Raw genomic sequence first — 18,832 nt, forward strand, 5'->3', positions numbered from 1 at the left:
ACAACAAGGGTCCAGGAAATTCCTACATTAAATTTTCATACCTAGTTGGAGACAGGGTTGGCATCAAAAATATTATTCTTTCCACCAAAACCTATGATTGACAATGTGCTGCCAATTAATATTGTCAGAAAGATTAATCAGGATTTAGCAATAAGTGGACAAATTACACCAGATCAACTACAACAACTGGCTGATGATGGTTATAAGTCTGTGCTAAATCTATGTTTTGCAGATGAACCAAGCTTCTGGCACAATGAACAGGAAAAAAGTCAACTTTTAGGATTATCCTATGTTAATCTGCCTACAAAAATTGAAAATCTCACACATCCATCTGCAAACCAGATTTTTCAAATTATTAAGGAAATTCCTAAACCACTGTTAATACATTGTGATAATTCCAAACGTTCAGCAGCTATAGTATTATTATATATTTCTACTAAACAGGGAATTGCCTTTGACCAAGTGTGGCAAAAAACTATTAATTTAGACCTGCTATAGTTAGTTAGCCGTAAAGAACAGGAAACAGGGATAGAATCAAGTCAAAAATCAAAAGTCAAAATTAATAACTTCTGCCTCCTGCCTCCTGCCTCAAGAGGGCAACCACAGGGGGTTTGCCCCTACTTAGTTATTGTTGAAAGTTGGAGATGAAGTTCCCCGATGATCATTATTGACAGATTGCAATTTCTGTTTAGTTGTAGATGTTGATGTTGTGACAACTTGGCTATTTTCTTTCATGATTCTGCTATAAGTTCGCTGGGGTATATAATGCAGTGGATTATAGCCAATAAAACGCAAAATCAACACACAAGCCCAGGAATATCTCCCATCCGCAATCGCTTCAATAATCTGATTTAATTCGTCAGGAGTAATAACATTCTCAAAGGTAGCTGGAGAAGAAGAAGCTCGGTAATTCATGACTAGCCCTGATAAAATTTGTAGTTTTTGGTTTACAGTATCTGCGGTATCAAGTGGTCTGTTGCCTATGCTTAAATAATTGCCAAAAAGCTAAAATAAAGACGGCGTATTGCCAGTTTTTCTCAGTGCAAAATCAAAAGAAGATAATAGTGAAATATCTATGCACTAAGAGAGATTTTGGCTGACGAATGACCACGAATAGATTTAGAGATTTTTGGCAATCATCCCTAGAGGAGCGAATAATATAAATGTATTAATGACTCCTATTGAGTAGAAATAGACCTTTATGAGTTGATAGTTAACTTCTAACTGAGAAATTGGCTCGATCATTATTTTCACTTTTACCATTCCCCCTTACATTAAATTTATTTTAATTCTCGACAAAGGTTATCAAAAGTTATTTATGTTAATACCTCAGTCAATTGTGTGATTAGAAAAAATAGGAAACACAAACAATCATCTGATATGCAGAATACTATTTTTTGGCGAGCATTTTAGCCAAGTTGGCAATTTTTATATAAAGAAATTATAATTGATGGCATTTTTTGTATCTTGTTTAAATGCCTATTTAAATAGTGTCACACAAGGCGTTTACAAAAGTGCAATCAGCAGCTATTGAATCAAATAACGTTTGTTGCTAGTTAGCTCACAGGTGACTATGGCTTGATTAAAGGTTGTTATTTTCTTGGTTTCTGAATAACTAATACTCAGAAATCTAACTAAAGTCAGTATTCAGCCGTTAGCTATCAGCTTTCAAGGCTAAAATACAAACAATAATCACAAATACACAAAGTGTAAACTTCCTCAATTAATGCTGCTAAATTTTTGTTTCTGCCATTATAAGCTGATTACTGATTACTGATAGCAGTCTTACTTACTAACTAAATATATTGTTCTCTATCTCAGGAATTACTTCATGGTTTCACACCAGAGTTAGACGCGATAATTTTGACAATTTATTTATAATCGCAGAGGAAATGCACCTTACCCAACCCATCTTTTAAAACGATGGTTTTTAAGGTGATAAAAATGAGGTTGTAGGTGTTATATTTGAGTAATTCCCTATGTATGAATTATTTCAGGCTATTTTAAACAGTGAAGAAAAAACTGAAATTCGTCAGTTTCTCTGTACCTTATATAGTCAGGATAAACGTTATTTTTTAAGAAATGAAATTTTGCAAGCTTTTGCAGATTATTGTCATCAATCTCAAAAACCTGCTTATTTTTACCATTCTTCTTCTTTAGGAACACTTATTCATTATACCCATGAGATAATTTTGGAAAGGGAAAATACTTGGTTTGTAGTTAGACCGAGAATTGCTAGTCAAGAAGTATGGAGACTAACTTCAGATTTTACTCAGTTTGATTTAATGACTCCTAAAGAATTTTTAGATGTGAGCGATCGCTTAGTCAATCGTTACCAATCTCACATTCTAGAAATTGATTTGCATCCATTTTACCAAGCATCTCCCAGAATTAGCGACCCCAGAAATATTGGTCAAGGTTTGACTTTCCTTAACCATTATCTCTGCAATCAATTTGTTACTGATCCCCAATATTGGCTAGATAAATTGTTTCAAGCATTACAAGGCATACAATACAATGGTATGCGGTTGTTGATTGGCGATCGCATTCGTTCTGGTATTCAGTTTGCTAAACAAATTAAACCAGCAATCACTTTTTTAAGCGAACTTCCCCCTCACCAACCCTACCCAGAATTTCGCTTTCAACTTCAACAACTTGGTTTTGAAGCAGGTTGGGGTAACAATGCAGCGCGATTCAAAGAAACCCTAGAACTCTTACAAAGACTCATCGACACGCCCCAACCTTCCCTCCTGGAAGCCTTTGTATCGCGTATACCCGCAGTTTTTCGCGTTGTTCTTGTTTCTATACATGGTTGGGTAGCGCAAGAAGACGTTTTAGGAAGGGAAGAAACATTAGGTCAAGTTATTTACGTCCTTGAACAAGCACGCAGCTTAGAAAACAAACTACAAGAAGAAATTAAACTTGCTGGTCTGGACTGCTTGGGTATCAAACCTCATGTAATTATTCTGACTCGCCTGATTCCCAACTGTCAAGGAACATTTTGTGACCTGCGATTAGAAAAAGTTAACAACACAGAAAACGCTTGGATTTTGCGAATTCCCTTTACAGATTCCCATCCAGAAATTACCAATAACTGGATTTCCAAATTTGAAATTTGGTCTTATTTAGAAAAATTTGCTCAAGATGCAGAAAAAGAACTATTAGAGCAATTTCAAGGTCAACCAAATTTGATTATTGGTAACTACAGCGATGGTAACTTAGTTGCTTTTCTACTCTCCCGTAGTTTAAAAGTCACTCAATGCAATATAGCCCATTCCCTAGAAAAACCGAAAAACCTATTTAGTAACTTATATTGGCAAGAATTAGAAGAAAAATATCACTTTTCTGCCCAATTTACAGCCGACTTAATTAGCATGAATGCAGCAGATTTTATCATTGCTTCAACCTATCAAGAAATTGTGGGTACACCAGACACAATGGGACAATATGAATCTTACAAATGTTTTACCATGCCCGAATTATATCATGTAGTTGATGGCATTGATTTATTCAATCCAAAATTTAATATGGTTGCTCCGGGAGTCAGTGAAACATTCTTTTTTCCCTACAACCAAACAGAAAAAAGAAATCCTCAAGAAAGCCAACACATTCAAAACTTATTATTTCACCAAGAAGATGATCACATTTTCGGTAAATTAGAAGATATTAACAAAAGACCGATTTTTGCAGTTGCACCCATTACCTCAATTAAAAACCTGACTGGTTTAGCAGAATGTTTTGGTAAAAGTCAGGAATTACAATCACGGTGTAACCTAATTTTATTAACCAGCAAATTATCTCCCGATGAAGCCACAAACCCAGAAGAAGCCGAGGAAATAGAAAAACTACACAATATTATTAACCAGTATAATCTCTACAATAAAATCCGCTGGTTAGGAATGCGCTTACCTAGCAGTAAAATCGGTGAAGCATATCGCATAATTGGCGATAAACAAGGAATATTTGTGCATTTTGCCCTTTATGAAGCCTTTGGACGCAGCATTTTAGAAGCCATGATTTCCGGCTTACCAACCTTTGCCACAAAATTCGGGGGAGCATTAGAAATTATCGAAGATTGGCAAAATGGATTTCATCTCAATCCAACAGAGTTAGAAGGTACAGCTAAAACAATTATCAACTTTTTAGATAAATGTGAATCTCACCCAGATTATTGGCAAGAAACCTCACAATGGATGATTGAGAGAATTAGACATAAATATAACTGGAATCTCCACACTGAACAATTATTAGTCTTAGCTAAAATGTTTAGTTTTTGGAACTTCATTGCCCCAGAAGACAACGAAGCCAGAGATAGATATATGGAAACATTATTTTATCTCATTTATAAACCAAGAGCAGAAAAAATTATCCCCCACACACAACAACAACAACAAAAACAATACCTTCCCATTTAAAAACCTGAAATCTAAAATTATTAAAAAAATCAACGTAGCCACACCAACAACTCTCTGAAACTCTCTTACCTTTGTGTACTTTGCGTCCTTTGCGGTTCAATCATATCAAGCCGAAATTGTCAATCGTTAGGTAAAAAAAACTACACAACGGGGATGCTCCCTATATCTCTCTTTTTTCTCCCTCCGCGCCTCTGCGCCTCTGCGTGAAAAAATCCATTCATTTAGTAATATTTAATAATAAAAATGGAAAAACAACAAGATTTTATCTACACAGACTGGATATTAATAGAAAACCAGTTTAATCCTGAAAAATTACACGCTAGAGAAACAATTTTCACCATTGGTAACGGTTATTTAGGAACAAGAGGCAGCTTTGAAGAAAGCTATCCCCGTGCATTACCTGCTACATTCATTCACGGTGTTTATGACGATGTTCCCGTAGTTTATACCGAACTGGCTAACTGTCCAGACTGGCTACCATTGATAGTGATGATTGATGGCGATCGCTTTCGTCTCGATCAAGGTACAATATTGCAGTACAACCGTGAACTCGACCTGCGTCAAGGCGTTCTTAGCCGTTCTCTGCGTTGGCGCAGTCCCACAGGAAAAACCATAGATATCAGCTTTGAACGCTTTGCCAGTTTAGCGGATCATCATGTATTAGGACAACGCTGCCAGTTAACCACAGTAGATTTTCATGGATTAATTGAAATACAATCCAGTATCAATGGCTACCCAGAAAATAAAGGTTTTAATCACTGGGAAGGACTAGATCAAGGGAAATTTGACCAAGGTTTCTGGTTACACAGTCGCACCCGCTATTCTCGTATTGATATCGGCATGGCTGCAAAAATGACCATTTCAGGCGTGGAAGCGGCTATGCAAATCAATACCGCACCAGGTTATCCTAGCATCAGCGCCACTTTTTTCTCTGAACCACAGCAAACCGTAACCATAGAAAAAATTGTTACTGTTTTTACCTCTCGTGACGTTGATCAACCAGTATCAGCCGCCCAGTCAAAACTCGCCCAGTTACCTGATTATATAACTCTTCGTGATGCGAATGAACAAGCTTGGGCTGAGGTTTGGCAACAAAGCGACATTCTGATTGAAGGTGATAGCAAAGCCGCTTTTGCTGTGCGTTATAATTTATTTCAATTGCTCATTGCTGCTCCTCGTAATGATGAAAGAGTGAGTATTCCCGCAAAAACCCTCTCTGGGTTTGGTTATCACGGTCATATTTTTTGGGATACGGAAATTTTTATCTTGCCATTTTTTACCTTTACTCAACCAGCACTAGCTCGGAATTTACTGACTTACCGCTATCATACTCTAGATGGGGCGCGACGGAAAGCGATACATTATGGATATCAAGGGGCAATGTATGCCTGGGAAAGTGCGGTGACTGGGGATGAAGTAACACCACGCTGGGCGCTACCGAGTGATTATTATGCTGAAGATGTGCGTATTTGGTGTCGTGACAGGGAAATTCATATTAGCTCAGTTATTCCCTATGCTGTATGGTACTATTGGCAAGTCACTGGGGACGATGAATGGCTGAGAGATTATGGTGCAGAGATAATTCTAGATACCGCAATTTTCTGGTCAAGTCGCGTTGAATTTAATCCTCACACTCAACGTTATGAAATACGTAGCGTTATAGGTGCGGATGAATACCATGAGTTAGTACATAACAATAGTTTTACTAACCGGATAGTCCAGTGGCATCTGGAAAAATCTTGTATAGTTGATAACTTATTACGTCGTAATTTCCCAGAACACGCTGAGGAACTAGAGAAGAAATTGCACCTGACTGACGAAATCAGAAACCATTGGCAAGAAATCATTAATAAAATCTGGATTCCCTACGACCCAGAAACTGGATTAGTTGAGCAATGTGAGGGATTTTTCCAGTTAGATGATATTAACTTAGCAGACTACGAACCGCGTCAAAAGTCAATGCAAGCGATTTTAGGTATTGAAGGTGCAAATAAACACCAAGTTCTGAAACAACCTGATGTTTTAATGCTACTTTATCTCATGCGGGAATCTAGTGAATTTCCTTACAGTAGAAAAAATTTAGAAGTAAATTGGAATTATTACGCACCCCGCACGGATATTACTTATGGTTCTTCCCTTGGTCCAGCTATTCACGCGATATTAGCCGCAGATTTAGGGAAAACCCAAAAAGCTTATGAACGCTTTATACAAGCGGCAATGGTGGATTTAGAAGATATCCGGGGGAATGCTCATGAAGGTATTCACGGTGCTAGTGCTGGAGGTGTTTGGCAAGCTGTGGTTTTCGGTTTTGGAGGTATTAAATTTACCGATAATCAGCCAGTAGCCCATCCCCATTTACCTCCTGGTTGGACACGCTTAAAGTTTAAATTATACTGGCGTGGCAAATGGCATAATTTTGATTTACTCCGGGAAAAAGGGACTGGGAAAAAATCTGCTACTAATATTCAAGGTGTGATTTTTGATTTAGATGGTGTGTTAACGGATACTGCTGAATATCACTATCAAGCTTGGCAAAGGTTAGCAAATGAGGAAGGTATACCTTTTAGCCGTCAAGCTAATGAGGCGTTACGGGGAATTTCTCGCCGTGCTTCCCTGATGTTGATTATTGGCGATCGCCGATATTCTGATACACAGATCCAGGAGATGATGGAGCGTAAAAATGATTACTATGGGGAATTGATTGAAAATATTACTCCTGATGATTTGTTACCAGGTGCGGTTTCTTTGTTGGATGATTTGCGTCAAGCGGGGTTAAAAATTGCCCTTGGTTCAGCGAGTAAAAATGCTCGTCTGGTTGTGGAAAAGTTGGGAATTAGTGATAAACTGGATGCGATCGCTGATGGTTATAGTGTAAATAAACCCAAACCCGCACCAGATTTATTTTTATTTGCAGCCCAGCAGTTAGGAATGCCACCTCAGCAATGTGCAGTGTTTGAAGATGCAGCAGCAGGTATAGATGCAGCTTTAGCCGCAGGTATGTGGGCGGTGGGTATGGGACCACCGGAAAGGGTGGGAAATGCTCACATTGTTTTACCCAGTTTAGCAGGGATGACTTGGGAAAAATTGCAAGAGAAATTTAGGGATATTGCTTTACAGCCCACATTCCCCACCCTAACCTAAATTTTTGACTTTTGACTTTCTTTCTCCACCATCTAAAGCACGAGAAAGTATCAATGCCAAACTTCGATACTTTCTGCTATATAAAACCTAGACAAAGCTAGACTTTACTTTCTACTTCAACAGGAGCATGGGAGCAGTTATCCCTCCGTAGACTTTCACGCCTTAGCCAGACGCGATAACATGATTGCTGCATTTAGATCCCTATCTATTTCCAAACCACAGTTCTCGCAGCGATAAATAGCTCTCAGTGGTTTTGGTTCGCTGGATTTCTTTATAAAAAACAAAACTCTATAAAGTTTTAAAACCTTATAGAGTCACGTTTTCAATTTGGTGGCGGGAAGTGGATTTGAACCACTGACCTTCGGGTTATGAGCCCGACGAGCTACCAGGCTGCTCTATCCCGCGTCGCTTTCGTCTCTTGACTTTTTTAATATAACTCATAGTCAAGAGTTTGTCAACTACAAAAGCGATAATTCTCCAATTACCTCTAAACGCTTGTATTTCCCCAAGTTCATGAATTTCTCTGCCAGGCTTTGGGCAACGCTGGGACTAATCCAACCCATTTGTTGAAGTACATGAATAGCTACGGCATATTTTGCCCGTTTAGCTCCATCCATAACTTTAATAGCCAATCCCATCCCTTCACCAAGTCGGCCAATGCACTGTACTCCTTCCGCACCTGATTTACTGACCAGTTCACCCGGAGTTAAGCGCATCAATTCTGTGTCAAATTCACCTTCTCCAGCCACCATAGTCGGATGGTGATTCATGGCGCGGACAATGCGTTCCATATCTAAGTTATTGCTGGAGGCGAGTACAGCATATAAAGAAGCCATGTGACCGAGTTGCATGAGATATGTGGGAGCGCCGCAGTCGTCATGAACACCGATAAATTCGGCTGCTGGCATTCTCAATAATTCTGCTACCTTGGAGAGAATTAACTGCTGAACTGGGTGTTTACGATCCAAGTAGTTATTTAAAGGCCAATGGCGTTGCTGACAAACTGCTAACATTCCGGCGTGTTTACCAGAGCAATTGTATTCTAGGGTGCTGCGTTTACCTTCAGGAACTGGACATTGCAAGGCGCTGGGGTCAAGGTCAGCCCGCCAGAGGATGTTAAATACTTGTCGTACCTGTTCCATGCTGCCTTTGTGGGAACTGGTAATGATGGCTAAGTCACGATCGCTCAAATCATAACGTTCCAGTGTGCCTGTACTGGTGACAGCTAATGCCTGAAATGGTTTGAGGGCTGAACGGACAAAGGCAGCGGTTTCGGCGTTGCCAGCAACAGATAGAACTCGTCCCCGTTCGTCGCTGACTACAGCCTGGACTATATGCCTAGATTCGATAATACCTTCCCGCAGTAACCGGACTTCCAGTGCTGTGGCTTGTGTTCGTTTTCCCATTGTCAAAACAAATGCCAAACTATAGTACCAATAAGATACATGAAAGCCAAGGCGGCAAAGGTAATTTGCAAGCGTTGGAGAATAGGTTTAATTTCGTAGGAGACAATGAGGCGATCGCGGACAATGACCTCCTGGGGTTTTGTCCAGGTTTGGCCGTCATACCAGCCTGATTCTTCATAGAAGACTGTGGAACTATAAAGGCGATCGCGCACATAGAACCAACCCAAATACAACCGCACCAATATCAGCACTACCCCCACACTGGCAGCGGCAGATCCACAGAGAATAAAATGAACTATATGCTTTTGTGGAGGAAAGCTGGCTGCGGCTACTGGACCTGCAACCAGCCACGACCAACTCCAAATCCAAAAAATCCTGGTGAGATAATTACGCCAGCTTAAGGTAGTATCCCGAAATAGCCAGGAATTTTTTAATTCTTCGTACTCATTGAGTGGTTGCTGTTCTGTGGGAACTGGGCAGTTAGAAACCGATGATCTCATCATCTTGGTTTATCCTCAACCTGATCAGAGTTTGGCAGTGAAATGCGTTCGGCATGAATCCAGAATGCTTCTAAATTATAAAACTCTCGTTCCTTGGGCATCATAATGTGAACAATCACATCTCCATAGTCTTGTAGCACCCAACTCCCCTCAGCTTTTCCTTCTGACCTTAACGGACGACGTTGCAGGTCTGTTTCTACTTTCTCTTCTATTGCTGCGGCGATCGCTCTCACTTGTACCCTAGAGTAGCCTGTCATGATCACAAAGTAATCAGACAGGTAGGAGACATCTGCTACTTTCAGCAATAAAATCTCACCTGCTTTGCGTTCTGATCCAGCTTCAGCTATGGTTACAGCTAATTTTTCACTCAGATTATCAGTTTCCGCCATTGAGGTGTTCACTGTTGTTTTGGTCAGTGGAACAGATTCTAATGGTAAATTTCTTGGGAAATAATCAGTCATTCAACCTCAGTTGCTTGTTTCCTTTTTTTGTTACAAATTGTCTGATGTGGTTACAAACAACTTGCAATTGTGTGAATAGGTTTTTTTGAATACTAACAAAAAAATCGGTGTTTAGGGGTATAACCCAGGCGAGAAAAAAGGAATCCTTCTTGAGATTAACTGCTATTTATGCAGTTAGCTGACTGCTGATTGCTAATTGTTTACTGCTGTTTTTACCGATGCAGAGCTACTATTTCCATTATTTGCTATCAAAGACTCCTAGAAGTCCTGATTCCTAACGAATAAATATGTAAACACACAAAAAATTTACCCAGAGCCGATCTAATGAGCTTGGGTAAATTTTAAAATGTAATTTTTACGAATTGTGGAAACTGCTGAATTTTAAACAGCACCGCTGTTTTTGTTAAACAAAATGATTATAGTTTTAAGCATCAGCTTTAAGTCATAAATTAAACTCCAATTTTGTTGATACTGCAAATCAAGACGAATAACATCCTCAAAACTGCGTACTGTCGAGCGGCCATTGACTTGCCATTCACCGGTCATCCCTGGTTTGACATCTAAGCGTTGCCACTCTGGTACTTCATATCGTTCTACTTCATCGGGGGTAGGTGGCCTAGTACCAACTAAACTCATTTCGCCTTTGAGGACATTCCAAAATTGGGGTAGTTCATCCAGGCTGGTGCGCCGTAAAAAGCGTCCTACCTGGGTAATTCTAGGATCGTTATCATTTTTAAAGAAAGCACCTTGGACTTGGTTTTGAACTTGAGATTTCTTGGCTTCCGCATCGACACACATAGAGCGGAATTTCCAAATAGCAAAACGCTTACCCATCCACCCACAGCGGGTTTGTTTAAAGAAAATCGGACCAGGATCGTTGATTTGAATAGCGATCGCAATAGGAATGAATAAAAATGCTGTAATTATTAAACCCACCAATGATCCCACTATGTCAATCAATCTTTTCATCCAAGAGGCCACAGAAGGATGTGTTTGAGGTAGGGGATCTGCTTTGCGAGAGTTAGTGATCCGATTATTTTCTTTAATATGATTAGGTTCTATGGGACTAACGCTGTGAGGAGACTCAATAGAAAATACCTGATCTAATCCTGTGAGGTCGAGAACTGCCATCACTTGAGGGGTAACATTACGAAGTCTGAATCCGATCCCTTGTTCTTGGGCATATTTAAAATTACTCACCAAAGACCCCAAACCACTACTATCCATAAAGATCGTATTTTGGAAGTCAATGATCAAGTGTTGGGGATGGGTATCAGCTTGGATGAGGCTTTGGCAGGTTTGCTTAAAGCGTACAGCCTCAATTACACTTAATCGCATTGAAGCTTGTACTATTGCTGTATCGTTCAGGTAAGTAACTGGGAAATTTGCCTCTGTGGGTTGGCTACTCATGAAGCTATGCAATTTGGTTGCCATTGGGATCTAATCTGCCAAACATTATTTTTTCCTGGAAAACTACTTAACCTAATTTTGAAAAAAATAAGATTAAGGATAGGTGAGTAGTTTTTCGCGCAGAGATTTGGAGATTGCCGAACACGGTTCACAATGGAAAAAGAAGCTAGAAACCTACTGGTTTCATACCCAATCGGTGTCAGCGACTGTGCTAGACCACAGACGAACGCGTTCCTCTCTATCATCTCATGATTGCTACAACTACAGTTAAACCTACAGCACGCCTGGTTGAAGTTTTCTCCGCTATTCAAGGAGAAGGTCTCAACGTCGGGACTCGTCAAATTTTTATTCGCTTTGCAATATGTGACTTGCGTTGTCACTTTTGCGATAGCGCCAATACATGGATTGCACCCTCTGTATGTCAGATAGAGCGTTCACCAGGATTGCGAGATTTTGAAATCCACTCTAATCCTATTCCTCTGGCCACGTTGATCAAATGGATGGAAAGGCAAAATTTACCTTTTCTACACGATAGCATCAGCTTAACTGGAGGTGAACCGCTTCTTCATGCTCCATTTTTGGCGCAATTTTTGCCGGAAGTGCGATCGCTGACCAATTTGCCCATATATCTGGAAACTGGGGGACATCGCCCTGAGCAACTGGACATGATTCTCCCGTACCTTGACTCTGTAGGCATGGATTTAAAATTGCCTAGTGTGAGTGGCGAAAGTCATTGGACAGAACATGAAAAATTTCTCCAAATATGCTTTGATGCAAATTTAGAGATTTTTGTCAAGATAATTGTCTCTCAAAGGACTGATCCTGGCGAATTGGAACGAGCAGCTTTATTAGTTAATGGTATATGTCAGGATATTCCTATATTTCTGCAACCTGTGACACCTTTAGCAGAATCTCAAAAATTCAGTCAGGTAGCTGTAGAAGCCCCTAAACCAAACCAAGTTTTAGAATGGCAAGCTTTGATGAAGCGATTTGTGAAACAAGTGCGGGTGATCCCCCAGACCCATAAGATGTTGAAGCAGATGTAGGGGACTGGAGACTGGGGATAAAATTTTGGATTTTGGATTTTGGATTTTGGATTGTTTTTGTCAACTCCAATCTAAAATCTAAAATCTAAAATTATTCTGCCTCCTGCCCCCTGCTTCCTACAGTTCACCTTCATCCATAGTTCGAGATTTATTTTTGGCTTTGTTGGCGCTGCGTTTGAGGGCGGAAAGTCTGGCTTCATAACGGGAACGCTGACGTTTACCGGGGGTGGTGTCAATTAAGGTTTTTAAGGCACTGCCTAAACTCTTGTAGGCGTTGGGGAGACTATAACCAAAACGAGTTGCTAAGGCGATCGCTTTTTCGTCAGCATCAATTAATTCTTTGATTTGCTTTTCCCCATTATTCTTTTGATAGAGTCGCCAACCGGAAACACCACAAAGCGCCAATGCTAACACCAGCAGTAAGCCATCCTGTACCCATAATTCACCTACAGCACCACCTAAACCAATAGCCAGTGCGGCCATTTCCCAACCATCTTTAGGAATGGTGTCATTTTGGATACGAGCAACTTCATGCCAAAACAGGAGATTACGCTGATCCATTGCTAAAGCATCCCATTTCACCAAGTCGATTTGTATTTCTACTTGGTCTTTACCAATTTCTTCGCAACGGATCAGGGGTGGACTTACTTCGGTTGTTCCTTCAACTGTCACCCAGCTTTGTAATTCTGGTGGTAGTAAGCTTTTCAACCGTCGGAGTTCACTCATTTCCGCTTTGGCTGAGGAGGTTGTATAGGATGTCATAAAATCCAGCCCTAAAAAATTTCTGTATATTAGTTAGGTTATCACTTCAGAGTTTGACACTCTGCTATATAAAACCTAGACAAAGCTAGACTTTACTTTCTACTTCAACGGGAGCATGGGAGCGGTTATCCCTCCGTAGACTTGCACGCTGTAGCCCAACGCGATCTTTCTGGTGTGAAAGGAGGCAGGAGTTGAAAGGCAGTTTTGAAAGAGGCCGATTATAGGGGATTTTCAACCCACCTCCAATCATAGACCGCCAAATCACCAGATTATGGCGGGGGACTTAAACCCAAATGGGCGAGTCAAAAAGGCTTTATTCTTAATTCAAAATTCTCCATCCTCCTGCCCCCTGCCTTTTGCCTCGCCCGAAGGGCAGTTAAGATTTTCAAAAAGACTACCACTATCATTGCTTGGTTTTCGCGTCGGCAATAGTCTTAATTCAATACTGGATATCCCAGGATTATATATCAAGATAGTTGATTTTTTAACTCAAGAGAAATTGATTTTTGTCTACATAAGTATAGCTTTGTCTAGAAAATCGCCAGCTTAGGACTAGCTCACCTTCAAGGCGAAGCCTGTGATAGCTATTTCAGCAATGATCCGCTTCACTCATTGGGGAAACTTCCCCGCCTTTTCCTGGCTTCCATTGCTTTTTCTAATAGATCCAGTAGTCCTGGGGCTTCTTCCTGAATACTGAGTAACAGTCTTTCCCCTAGTTCTATATTACCTGGATCTTCACCTGTTACCATCACTTGTTTGAGTCGCGGTAAGGCGATGCTATCAACAACTTGAATTAATCCGCTTAGGCAACGGTGAAATTGTCTTTCGGTGAGTATGGAGTCTTCTAGGGGAAATTCTATAATGGCACGGATTTCGCCATCGGAGGGATCATATTCCCATTGCAGCATTTTGGTTTCCCAAGAAATGGCCAGCATTGTCTGGAGAATAGAAGCTTTATAAGGATGTTCTTTGACTCCTGCTAGAACTTGAGGGGCAAAAACTCGGAAAAATTTTCCGTCTTCATCCAATTGCACGACTATGAGAAAATCGTCTAGATGATCAGCTTCTACACCTGTGATAATTCTGTCTTCTGCTTCATCAAAGCGGTATTCCCAGCCAAGGTTATCTAAGTAATTGGCTATTTGTTTCAGATTAGCTCCCATAAAAGCCTCATAAGGAACGGTGGAGCGACTGTCACCACACCTAGTTTAACCTGCTATGGGCATTGAATTTACTGTATTCTATTCTTTGGGAAATAAAACCCAATACATTCTTAATTATGGCAGGAGTCAGGAGTCAAGAGATTCAGGAGATCCAGGAGTCAGAAGTAAAACTTTCTTTCTGTCTAGGGTTTAATTTAAATTTTGTACCTCATTGATATGCAATCTACTGTAAACAAATTTATTTACTTTAATTTATGATTATACGAAAATATGCGTTTTTGCTGGCGATCGCTCCTTTCATTTTTACTGTTGCTGGTTGTGAAGGTGATTCAAGTACAACGGAAAATACAGCCAATAACACTGTACAACCTGTAACTCGCAATATTGCTGGTAAAGTTAAAACCAATGGCCAGCTAATTTGTGGTGTTAGTGGTGAGTTACCGGGTTTTAGTTTTGTGGGAACTGAGGGTCAATATAATGGGATTGATGTGGATATTTGTCGCGCTGTAGCTGCGGCTTTGTTTGACAATCCTGATACTGTAGAATATCGTAATTTAAATGCTAAAGAAAGATTTACAGCTTTGCAAACTGGTGAAGTAGATTTATTAAGCCGCAATACTAGCTGGACTTTAAGCCGTGACACTTCAGTGGGTTTAAATTTTGCACCGGTGGTTTTTTACGATGGTCAAGGTATTATGGTTCGCAAAAATAGCGGTATCAAGTCTTTAGCAGATTTAAAAGATAAAGCAATTTGCGCTCAAACTGGTACAACTACCGAACAAAATTTAGCGGATCAAATGCGAAAACGAAGCATTAGTTATAAACCCGTTGTTTTTGAAGATATTAATATTACTTTTGCGACTTATGCAGAAGGGCGTTGTGATGGAGTGACTGCGGATCGTTCAGCTTTGGTTTCTCGACGCACGACTTTACCCAAACCTGATGATAATATCATTCTCGATGAATTACTTTCTTCAGAACCTTTAGCACCAGCAGTTGCTCAAGGTGATCCCCAATGGAATAATATAGTCAAATGGGTAGTTTATAGTTTAATGAAAGCCGAAGAATTAGGAATCAATTCTCAAAATATAGGACAATTTGCTAATAGCAATGATCCAGAAATTAAGCGTTTTTTAGGAACAGAAGGAAATTTAGGTGAAGGAATTGGTTTAAGTAATGATTTTGCAGCCAGAATAGTTAAGCACGTTGGTAACTATGGCGAAATTTATGATCGCAACTTAGGAACAAAAACCAAACTCAATCTTCCCCGTGGTCAAAATCAACTTTACACCAAAGGCGGTTTACTCTATTCTCCTCCATTTAGGTGATTGGTGATTGGTGATTGGTGATTGGTGATTGGGGACTGGGGACTGGGTACTGGGTAGAATCAATTAATAACTAATGACTAATAACTAATGACGAATGACAAACCCCCAATATGGCGTGATGCTCGTTTTTGGCAAGTTGCGACGCAAGTTATAGCTGTAATTTTAGCAATAGCTATAGTTACTATTCTAGTGCTGAATGTCAACCGGAATTTACAGCAGTTAGGGATTCAATTTGGTTTTGATTTTCTCCAGCAACAAGCGTCTTTTGATATTGGTGAAACTCCTATTAACTATAATCCTACTGATACCTATCTGCGTGCTTTATGGGTTGGGTTAATTAATTCCTTGCGTGTAGCAATTTTGGGAATTATCTTCACAACAATTGTGGGAATAACTGCGGGAATTGCGCGTTTATCTGATAATTGGTTAGTGAGAAATATCAGTTTAGTTTATGTGGAGATTTTTAGAAACACACCCTTATTATTACAGTTGTTATTTTGGTATTTTGCAGTTTTTCTGAGTTTACCAAATTTAGAAAATAAAATTTCTGTTTTTGGTTTCATTAATCTTAGTCAAAACGGTTTAGAAGTTCTGGGTTTTAACTTAACTCCAGAATTTTTGACTTTGCTATTAGGGTTAACTTTTTACACAGGTGCGTTTATTGCCGAAATTGTCAGAGGTGGGATAAAATCAGTAGCTAAGGGACAATGGGAAGCGGGTTTATCTTTGGGGTTAAAATCAACTTTTTTAATGCGGTTGGTGATTTTTCCCCAAGCTTTGCGGGTAATTATTCCCCCACTTACCAGTCAGTATTTGAATTTAACTAAAAATTCTAGTTTGGCGATCGCTATTGGTTATCCAGATATTTATTTTGTTGCTTCTACCACATTTAACCAAACAGGAAAAGCAGTAGAAGTAATGATTTTAATCATGCTTACCTATCTCACTCTTAGTTTAATTATTTCCTTGATGATGAATTTAATCAATCTTAAATTTCAGATCAAAGAAAGATAGTTATCAATTGATAATTGACAATTGACAATTGACAATTGACAATTGACAATTGTTATCTCGTTCCCAGTCTGAGACGGGGAATGCTATCACATAGTCTCTGACTATGGTTTAATAGAAGCCAGAGTCTTCTATAATTAATTCCCATACAGAGTATGGAAAAGAGAACAACAATAAATAAACAATAACCCATGAATAAATTAACTTGGTTAAAGAAAAATCTATTTAATAACTGGTATAATACAGTATTAACTATTCTTTGTTTAATCTTTCTCTTTTGGATAATTAAAGGAATAGTAGTTTGGGTATTTACTCAAGCACAATGGCAAGTTATTCAAGCAAATTTACATTTATTTTTAGTGGGGAGATTTCCCAAAACCTTATATTGGCGTTTGTGGATAGTTTTAGGAATCATTACAACTTTAAGTGTGATTACTTGGAGTTTATTTACCAAAAAACAAAATGTCATCAAAAACCGATTTTCTAAATTTATCACACCTTGGCTTGCACCAGCATGGTTATTATCTTTTGCTATTAATATCTGGTTAATTGGAGGAGGTTTTGGTTTAAAATCTGTTTCCACAAATCTGTGGAATGGTTTATTATTAACTTTATTAATGGCAATAGTTAGTATTGTACTTTCCTTTCCCATTGGAGTATTATTAGCATTAGGAAGAACCAGTAATTTATTGATAATTCGCTGGTTTTCTATTCTCTATATTGAAATCGTTAGGGGACTACCATTAATAGGAATTTTGTTTATTGCCCAAGTTATGTTACCTTTATTTTTACCAAATGATTTACGTTTAGATCGCTTAATTAGAGGAATTGCTGGACTGGTGCTATTTAGTGCTGCTTATATGGCTGAAAATGTACGCGGTGGTTTACAATCAATTCCCAGGGGACAATTTGAAGCCGGAAAAGCACTAGGATTAAATTCAGTTTTAGTGTTAATATTAATTATATTGCCCCAAGCTTTACGCGCTGTAATTCCGGCAATTGTGGGACAGTTTATAGGTTTATTTAAAGATACTTCATTGTTATCTTTGGTGGGATTGGTGGAATTAACAGGAATTGCTCGTTCAATTTTAGCACAACCGCGATTTTTAGGGAGATATGCAGAAGTTTATATATTTATTGGGGCAATTTATTGGGTATTTTGTTATTCAATGTCTTTAGCTTCTCGCAGGTTAGAAAAGCAAGGTGACAGGTGACAGGTGACAGGTGACAGTTGATAGGTGACAGTATTAAAAGCTTTTAATTGTATAAGTTATCGTTTTACTAAATGTTATAATTCCCTTGTCTACAGCTATAAAAAATTATTCAATTGAGGTCAAATAAATGAAAGCACAAGAAATAATAAAAGAACCAATTATTATCGCTGAAGATGTTCACAAGTGGTATGGTAAATTTCACGTTCTCAAAGGAGTGAGTTTAACAGTCAACAGGGGTGAGGTTGTTGTTTTAATGGGTCCTTCCGGTTCGGGAAAATCAACTTTTATCAGAACATTTAACGCTTTGGAAGAATATCAACAGGGAAAAATTACTATTGATGGAATTACTTTAAGTAGTGATTTAAAAAATATTGAAGCTATCCGCAAAGAAGCGGGTATGGTATTTCAACAGTTTAATTTGTTTCCCCATTTAACAGTTTTAGAAAATATCACTTTAGCGCCGATTTGGGTACGTAAATTACCAAAACAAAAAGCGGAAGAATTAGCAATGCAACTGTTAGAAAGAGTGGGAATTTTAGCCCAAGCAAATAAATATCCAGGACAGTTATCGGGGGGACAACAACAACGGGTTGCTATTGCACGTGCGTTAGCGATGCAACCGAAAATTATGTTGTTTGATGAACCGACTTCTGCGTTAGATCCGGAAATGGTAAGAGAGGTTTTAGATGTAATGCGAAACCTTGCTAGTGAGGGGATGACAATGGTGGTTGTAACTCATGAAGTTGGTTTTGCGCGAGAAGTTGCTGATAGGGTTGTGTTTTTGGATGGTGGTTTTTTAGTTGAGGAAGCAACTCCTGATGTGTTTTTTACTGAACCCAAGGAAGAAAGAACAAGGAAGTTTTTATCACAAATTCTTTAGGTAGGGTTGGCTGAAAACTTTTTCGTATTGCATAAAACACTTGTAGATCCCCCTAAATCCCCCTTAAAAAGGGGGACTTTGATTAATTTTTACCC

The 18,832-nt window shown here is 39.1% G+C and carries 16 protein-coding genes and 1 tRNA gene; 8 read left to right on the forward strand and 9 right to left on the reverse strand.

What is annotated here, in order from left to right; all coding sequences use genetic code 11:
• The first annotated feature begins 93 nt into the window (after nucleotides 1-93).
• Complete coding sequence (locus K2F26_RS13330) at nucleotides 94-498, forward strand: protein tyrosine phosphatase family protein (RefSeq protein WP_246605354.1); 405 nt, start codon at nucleotides 94-96, stop codon at nucleotides 496-498.
• A 123-nt stretch (nucleotides 499-621) separates the two neighbouring features.
• Here K2F26_RS13330 and K2F26_RS13335 read toward each other — a convergent pair whose 3' ends face one another.
• Nucleotides 622-915 (reverse strand): HetP family heterocyst commitment protein, encoded by a 294-nt coding sequence (locus tag K2F26_RS13335; RefSeq protein WP_220608218.1) that lies wholly within the window; start codon nucleotides 913-915, stop codon nucleotides 622-624.
• A 1,064-nt stretch (nucleotides 916-1,979) separates the two neighbouring features.
• Between K2F26_RS13335 and K2F26_RS13340 the strand changes: the two genes are divergently transcribed.
• Nucleotides 1,980-4,415, forward strand: coding sequence for a sucrose synthase (locus K2F26_RS13340; protein ID WP_220608219.1), 2,436 nt, complete (start codon nucleotides 1,980-1,982; stop codon nucleotides 4,413-4,415).
• 243 nt (nucleotides 4,416-4,658) lie between these two features.
• Nucleotides 4,659-7,556 carry a beta-phosphoglucomutase gene (pgmB, locus tag K2F26_RS13345; RefSeq protein WP_220608220.1) on the forward strand — a complete coding sequence of 966 codons (2,898 nt, stop codon included), beginning with the start codon at nucleotides 4,659-4,661 and terminating at the stop codon, nucleotides 7,554-7,556.
• Nucleotides 7,557-7,711: 155 nt separating this feature from the next.
• On the opposite strand, the gene K2F26_RS25330 is transcribed toward pgmB, so the two are convergent.
• From K2F26_RS25330 to K2F26_RS13370, 6 genes are all read right to left on the reverse strand, one after another.
• Complete coding sequence (locus tag K2F26_RS25330) at nucleotides 7,712-7,840, reverse strand: zinc ribbon domain-containing protein (protein ID WP_367890301.1); 129 nt, start codon at nucleotides 7,838-7,840, stop codon at nucleotides 7,712-7,714.
• Nucleotides 7,841-7,884: 44 nt separating this feature from the next.
• A tRNA-Met gene (locus K2F26_RS13350) sits at nucleotides 7,885-7,961 on the reverse strand.
• A gap of 53 nt (nucleotides 7,962-8,014) precedes the next feature.
• Nucleotides 8,015-8,968, reverse strand: coding sequence for an asparaginase (locus K2F26_RS13355; RefSeq protein WP_220608221.1), 954 nt, complete (start codon nucleotides 8,966-8,968; stop codon nucleotides 8,015-8,017).
• Nucleotides 8,965-9,465: a CGLD27 family protein gene (locus K2F26_RS13360; protein ID WP_220608222.1), complete on the reverse strand. Its 501-nt coding sequence runs from the start codon at nucleotides 9,463-9,465 to the stop codon at nucleotides 8,965-8,967. Before K2F26_RS13360 ends, K2F26_RS13355 begins: the two co-directional genes overlap by 4 nt.
• Nucleotides 9,462-9,923 (reverse strand): ribosome silencing factor, encoded by a 462-nt coding sequence (rsfS, locus tag K2F26_RS13365; protein ID WP_194053352.1) that lies wholly within the window; start codon nucleotides 9,921-9,923, stop codon nucleotides 9,462-9,464. Before rsfS ends, K2F26_RS13360 begins: the two co-directional genes overlap by 4 nt.
• Nucleotides 9,924-10,304: 381 nt before the next feature.
• Entirely contained in the window at nucleotides 10,305-11,357 is a 1,053-nt protein-coding gene (locus K2F26_RS13370; protein ID WP_194053354.1) for an anti-sigma factor antagonist, read from the reverse strand.
• A 224-nt stretch (nucleotides 11,358-11,581) separates the two neighbouring features.
• Between K2F26_RS13370 and K2F26_RS13375 the strand changes: the two genes are divergently transcribed.
• A complete protein-coding gene (locus K2F26_RS13375) occupies nucleotides 11,582-12,379 on the forward strand; it encodes a 7-carboxy-7-deazaguanine synthase QueE (RefSeq protein ID WP_220608223.1) in 798 nt (265 codons plus the stop codon).
• Between the two features lie 117 nt (nucleotides 12,380-12,496).
• Here the strand turns inward: K2F26_RS13375 and K2F26_RS13380 are convergent, their stop codons facing one another.
• Together K2F26_RS13380 and K2F26_RS13385 are read right to left on the reverse strand one after the other, a co-directional pair.
• On the reverse strand, nucleotides 12,497-13,141 hold the full coding sequence (locus K2F26_RS13380; RefSeq protein ID WP_194053358.1) for a DUF3318 domain-containing protein: 645 nt from the start codon (nucleotides 13,139-13,141) through the stop codon (nucleotides 12,497-12,499).
• Nucleotides 13,142-13,746: 605 nt separating this feature from the next.
• Nucleotides 13,747-14,304, reverse strand: coding sequence for a hypothetical protein (locus K2F26_RS13385; protein WP_194053360.1), 558 nt, complete (start codon nucleotides 14,302-14,304; stop codon nucleotides 13,747-13,749).
• Nucleotides 14,305-14,558: 254 nt separating this feature from the next.
• On the opposite strand from K2F26_RS13385, the gene K2F26_RS13390 reads away from it, so the two are divergent.
• From K2F26_RS13390 to K2F26_RS13405, 4 genes are all read left to right on the forward strand, one after another.
• A complete protein-coding gene (locus K2F26_RS13390) occupies nucleotides 14,559-15,632 on the forward strand; it encodes an amino acid ABC transporter substrate-binding protein (RefSeq protein WP_220608224.1) in 1,074 nt (357 codons plus the stop codon).
• An 87-nt stretch (nucleotides 15,633-15,719) separates the two neighbouring features.
• Entirely contained in the window at nucleotides 15,720-16,646 is a 927-nt protein-coding gene (locus K2F26_RS13395; protein ID WP_220608225.1) for an amino acid ABC transporter permease, read from the forward strand.
• A gap of 188 nt (nucleotides 16,647-16,834) precedes the next feature.
• On the forward strand, nucleotides 16,835-17,857 hold the full coding sequence (locus K2F26_RS13400; RefSeq protein ID WP_220608226.1) for an amino acid ABC transporter permease: 1,023 nt from the start codon (nucleotides 16,835-16,837) through the stop codon (nucleotides 17,855-17,857).
• Nucleotides 17,858-17,984: 127 nt separating this feature from the next.
• Nucleotides 17,985-18,737 carry an amino acid ABC transporter ATP-binding protein gene (locus tag K2F26_RS13405; protein ID WP_302850022.1) on the forward strand — a complete coding sequence of 251 codons (753 nt, stop codon included), beginning with the start codon at nucleotides 17,985-17,987 and terminating at the stop codon, nucleotides 18,735-18,737.
• The last annotated feature ends 95 nt before the right edge of the window (nucleotides 18,738-18,832 follow it).

The organism is Sphaerospermopsis torques-reginae ITEP-024, assembly GCF_019598945.1.
Classification (GTDB): Bacteria; Cyanobacteriota; Cyanobacteriia; order Cyanobacteriales; family Nostocaceae; genus Sphaerospermopsis.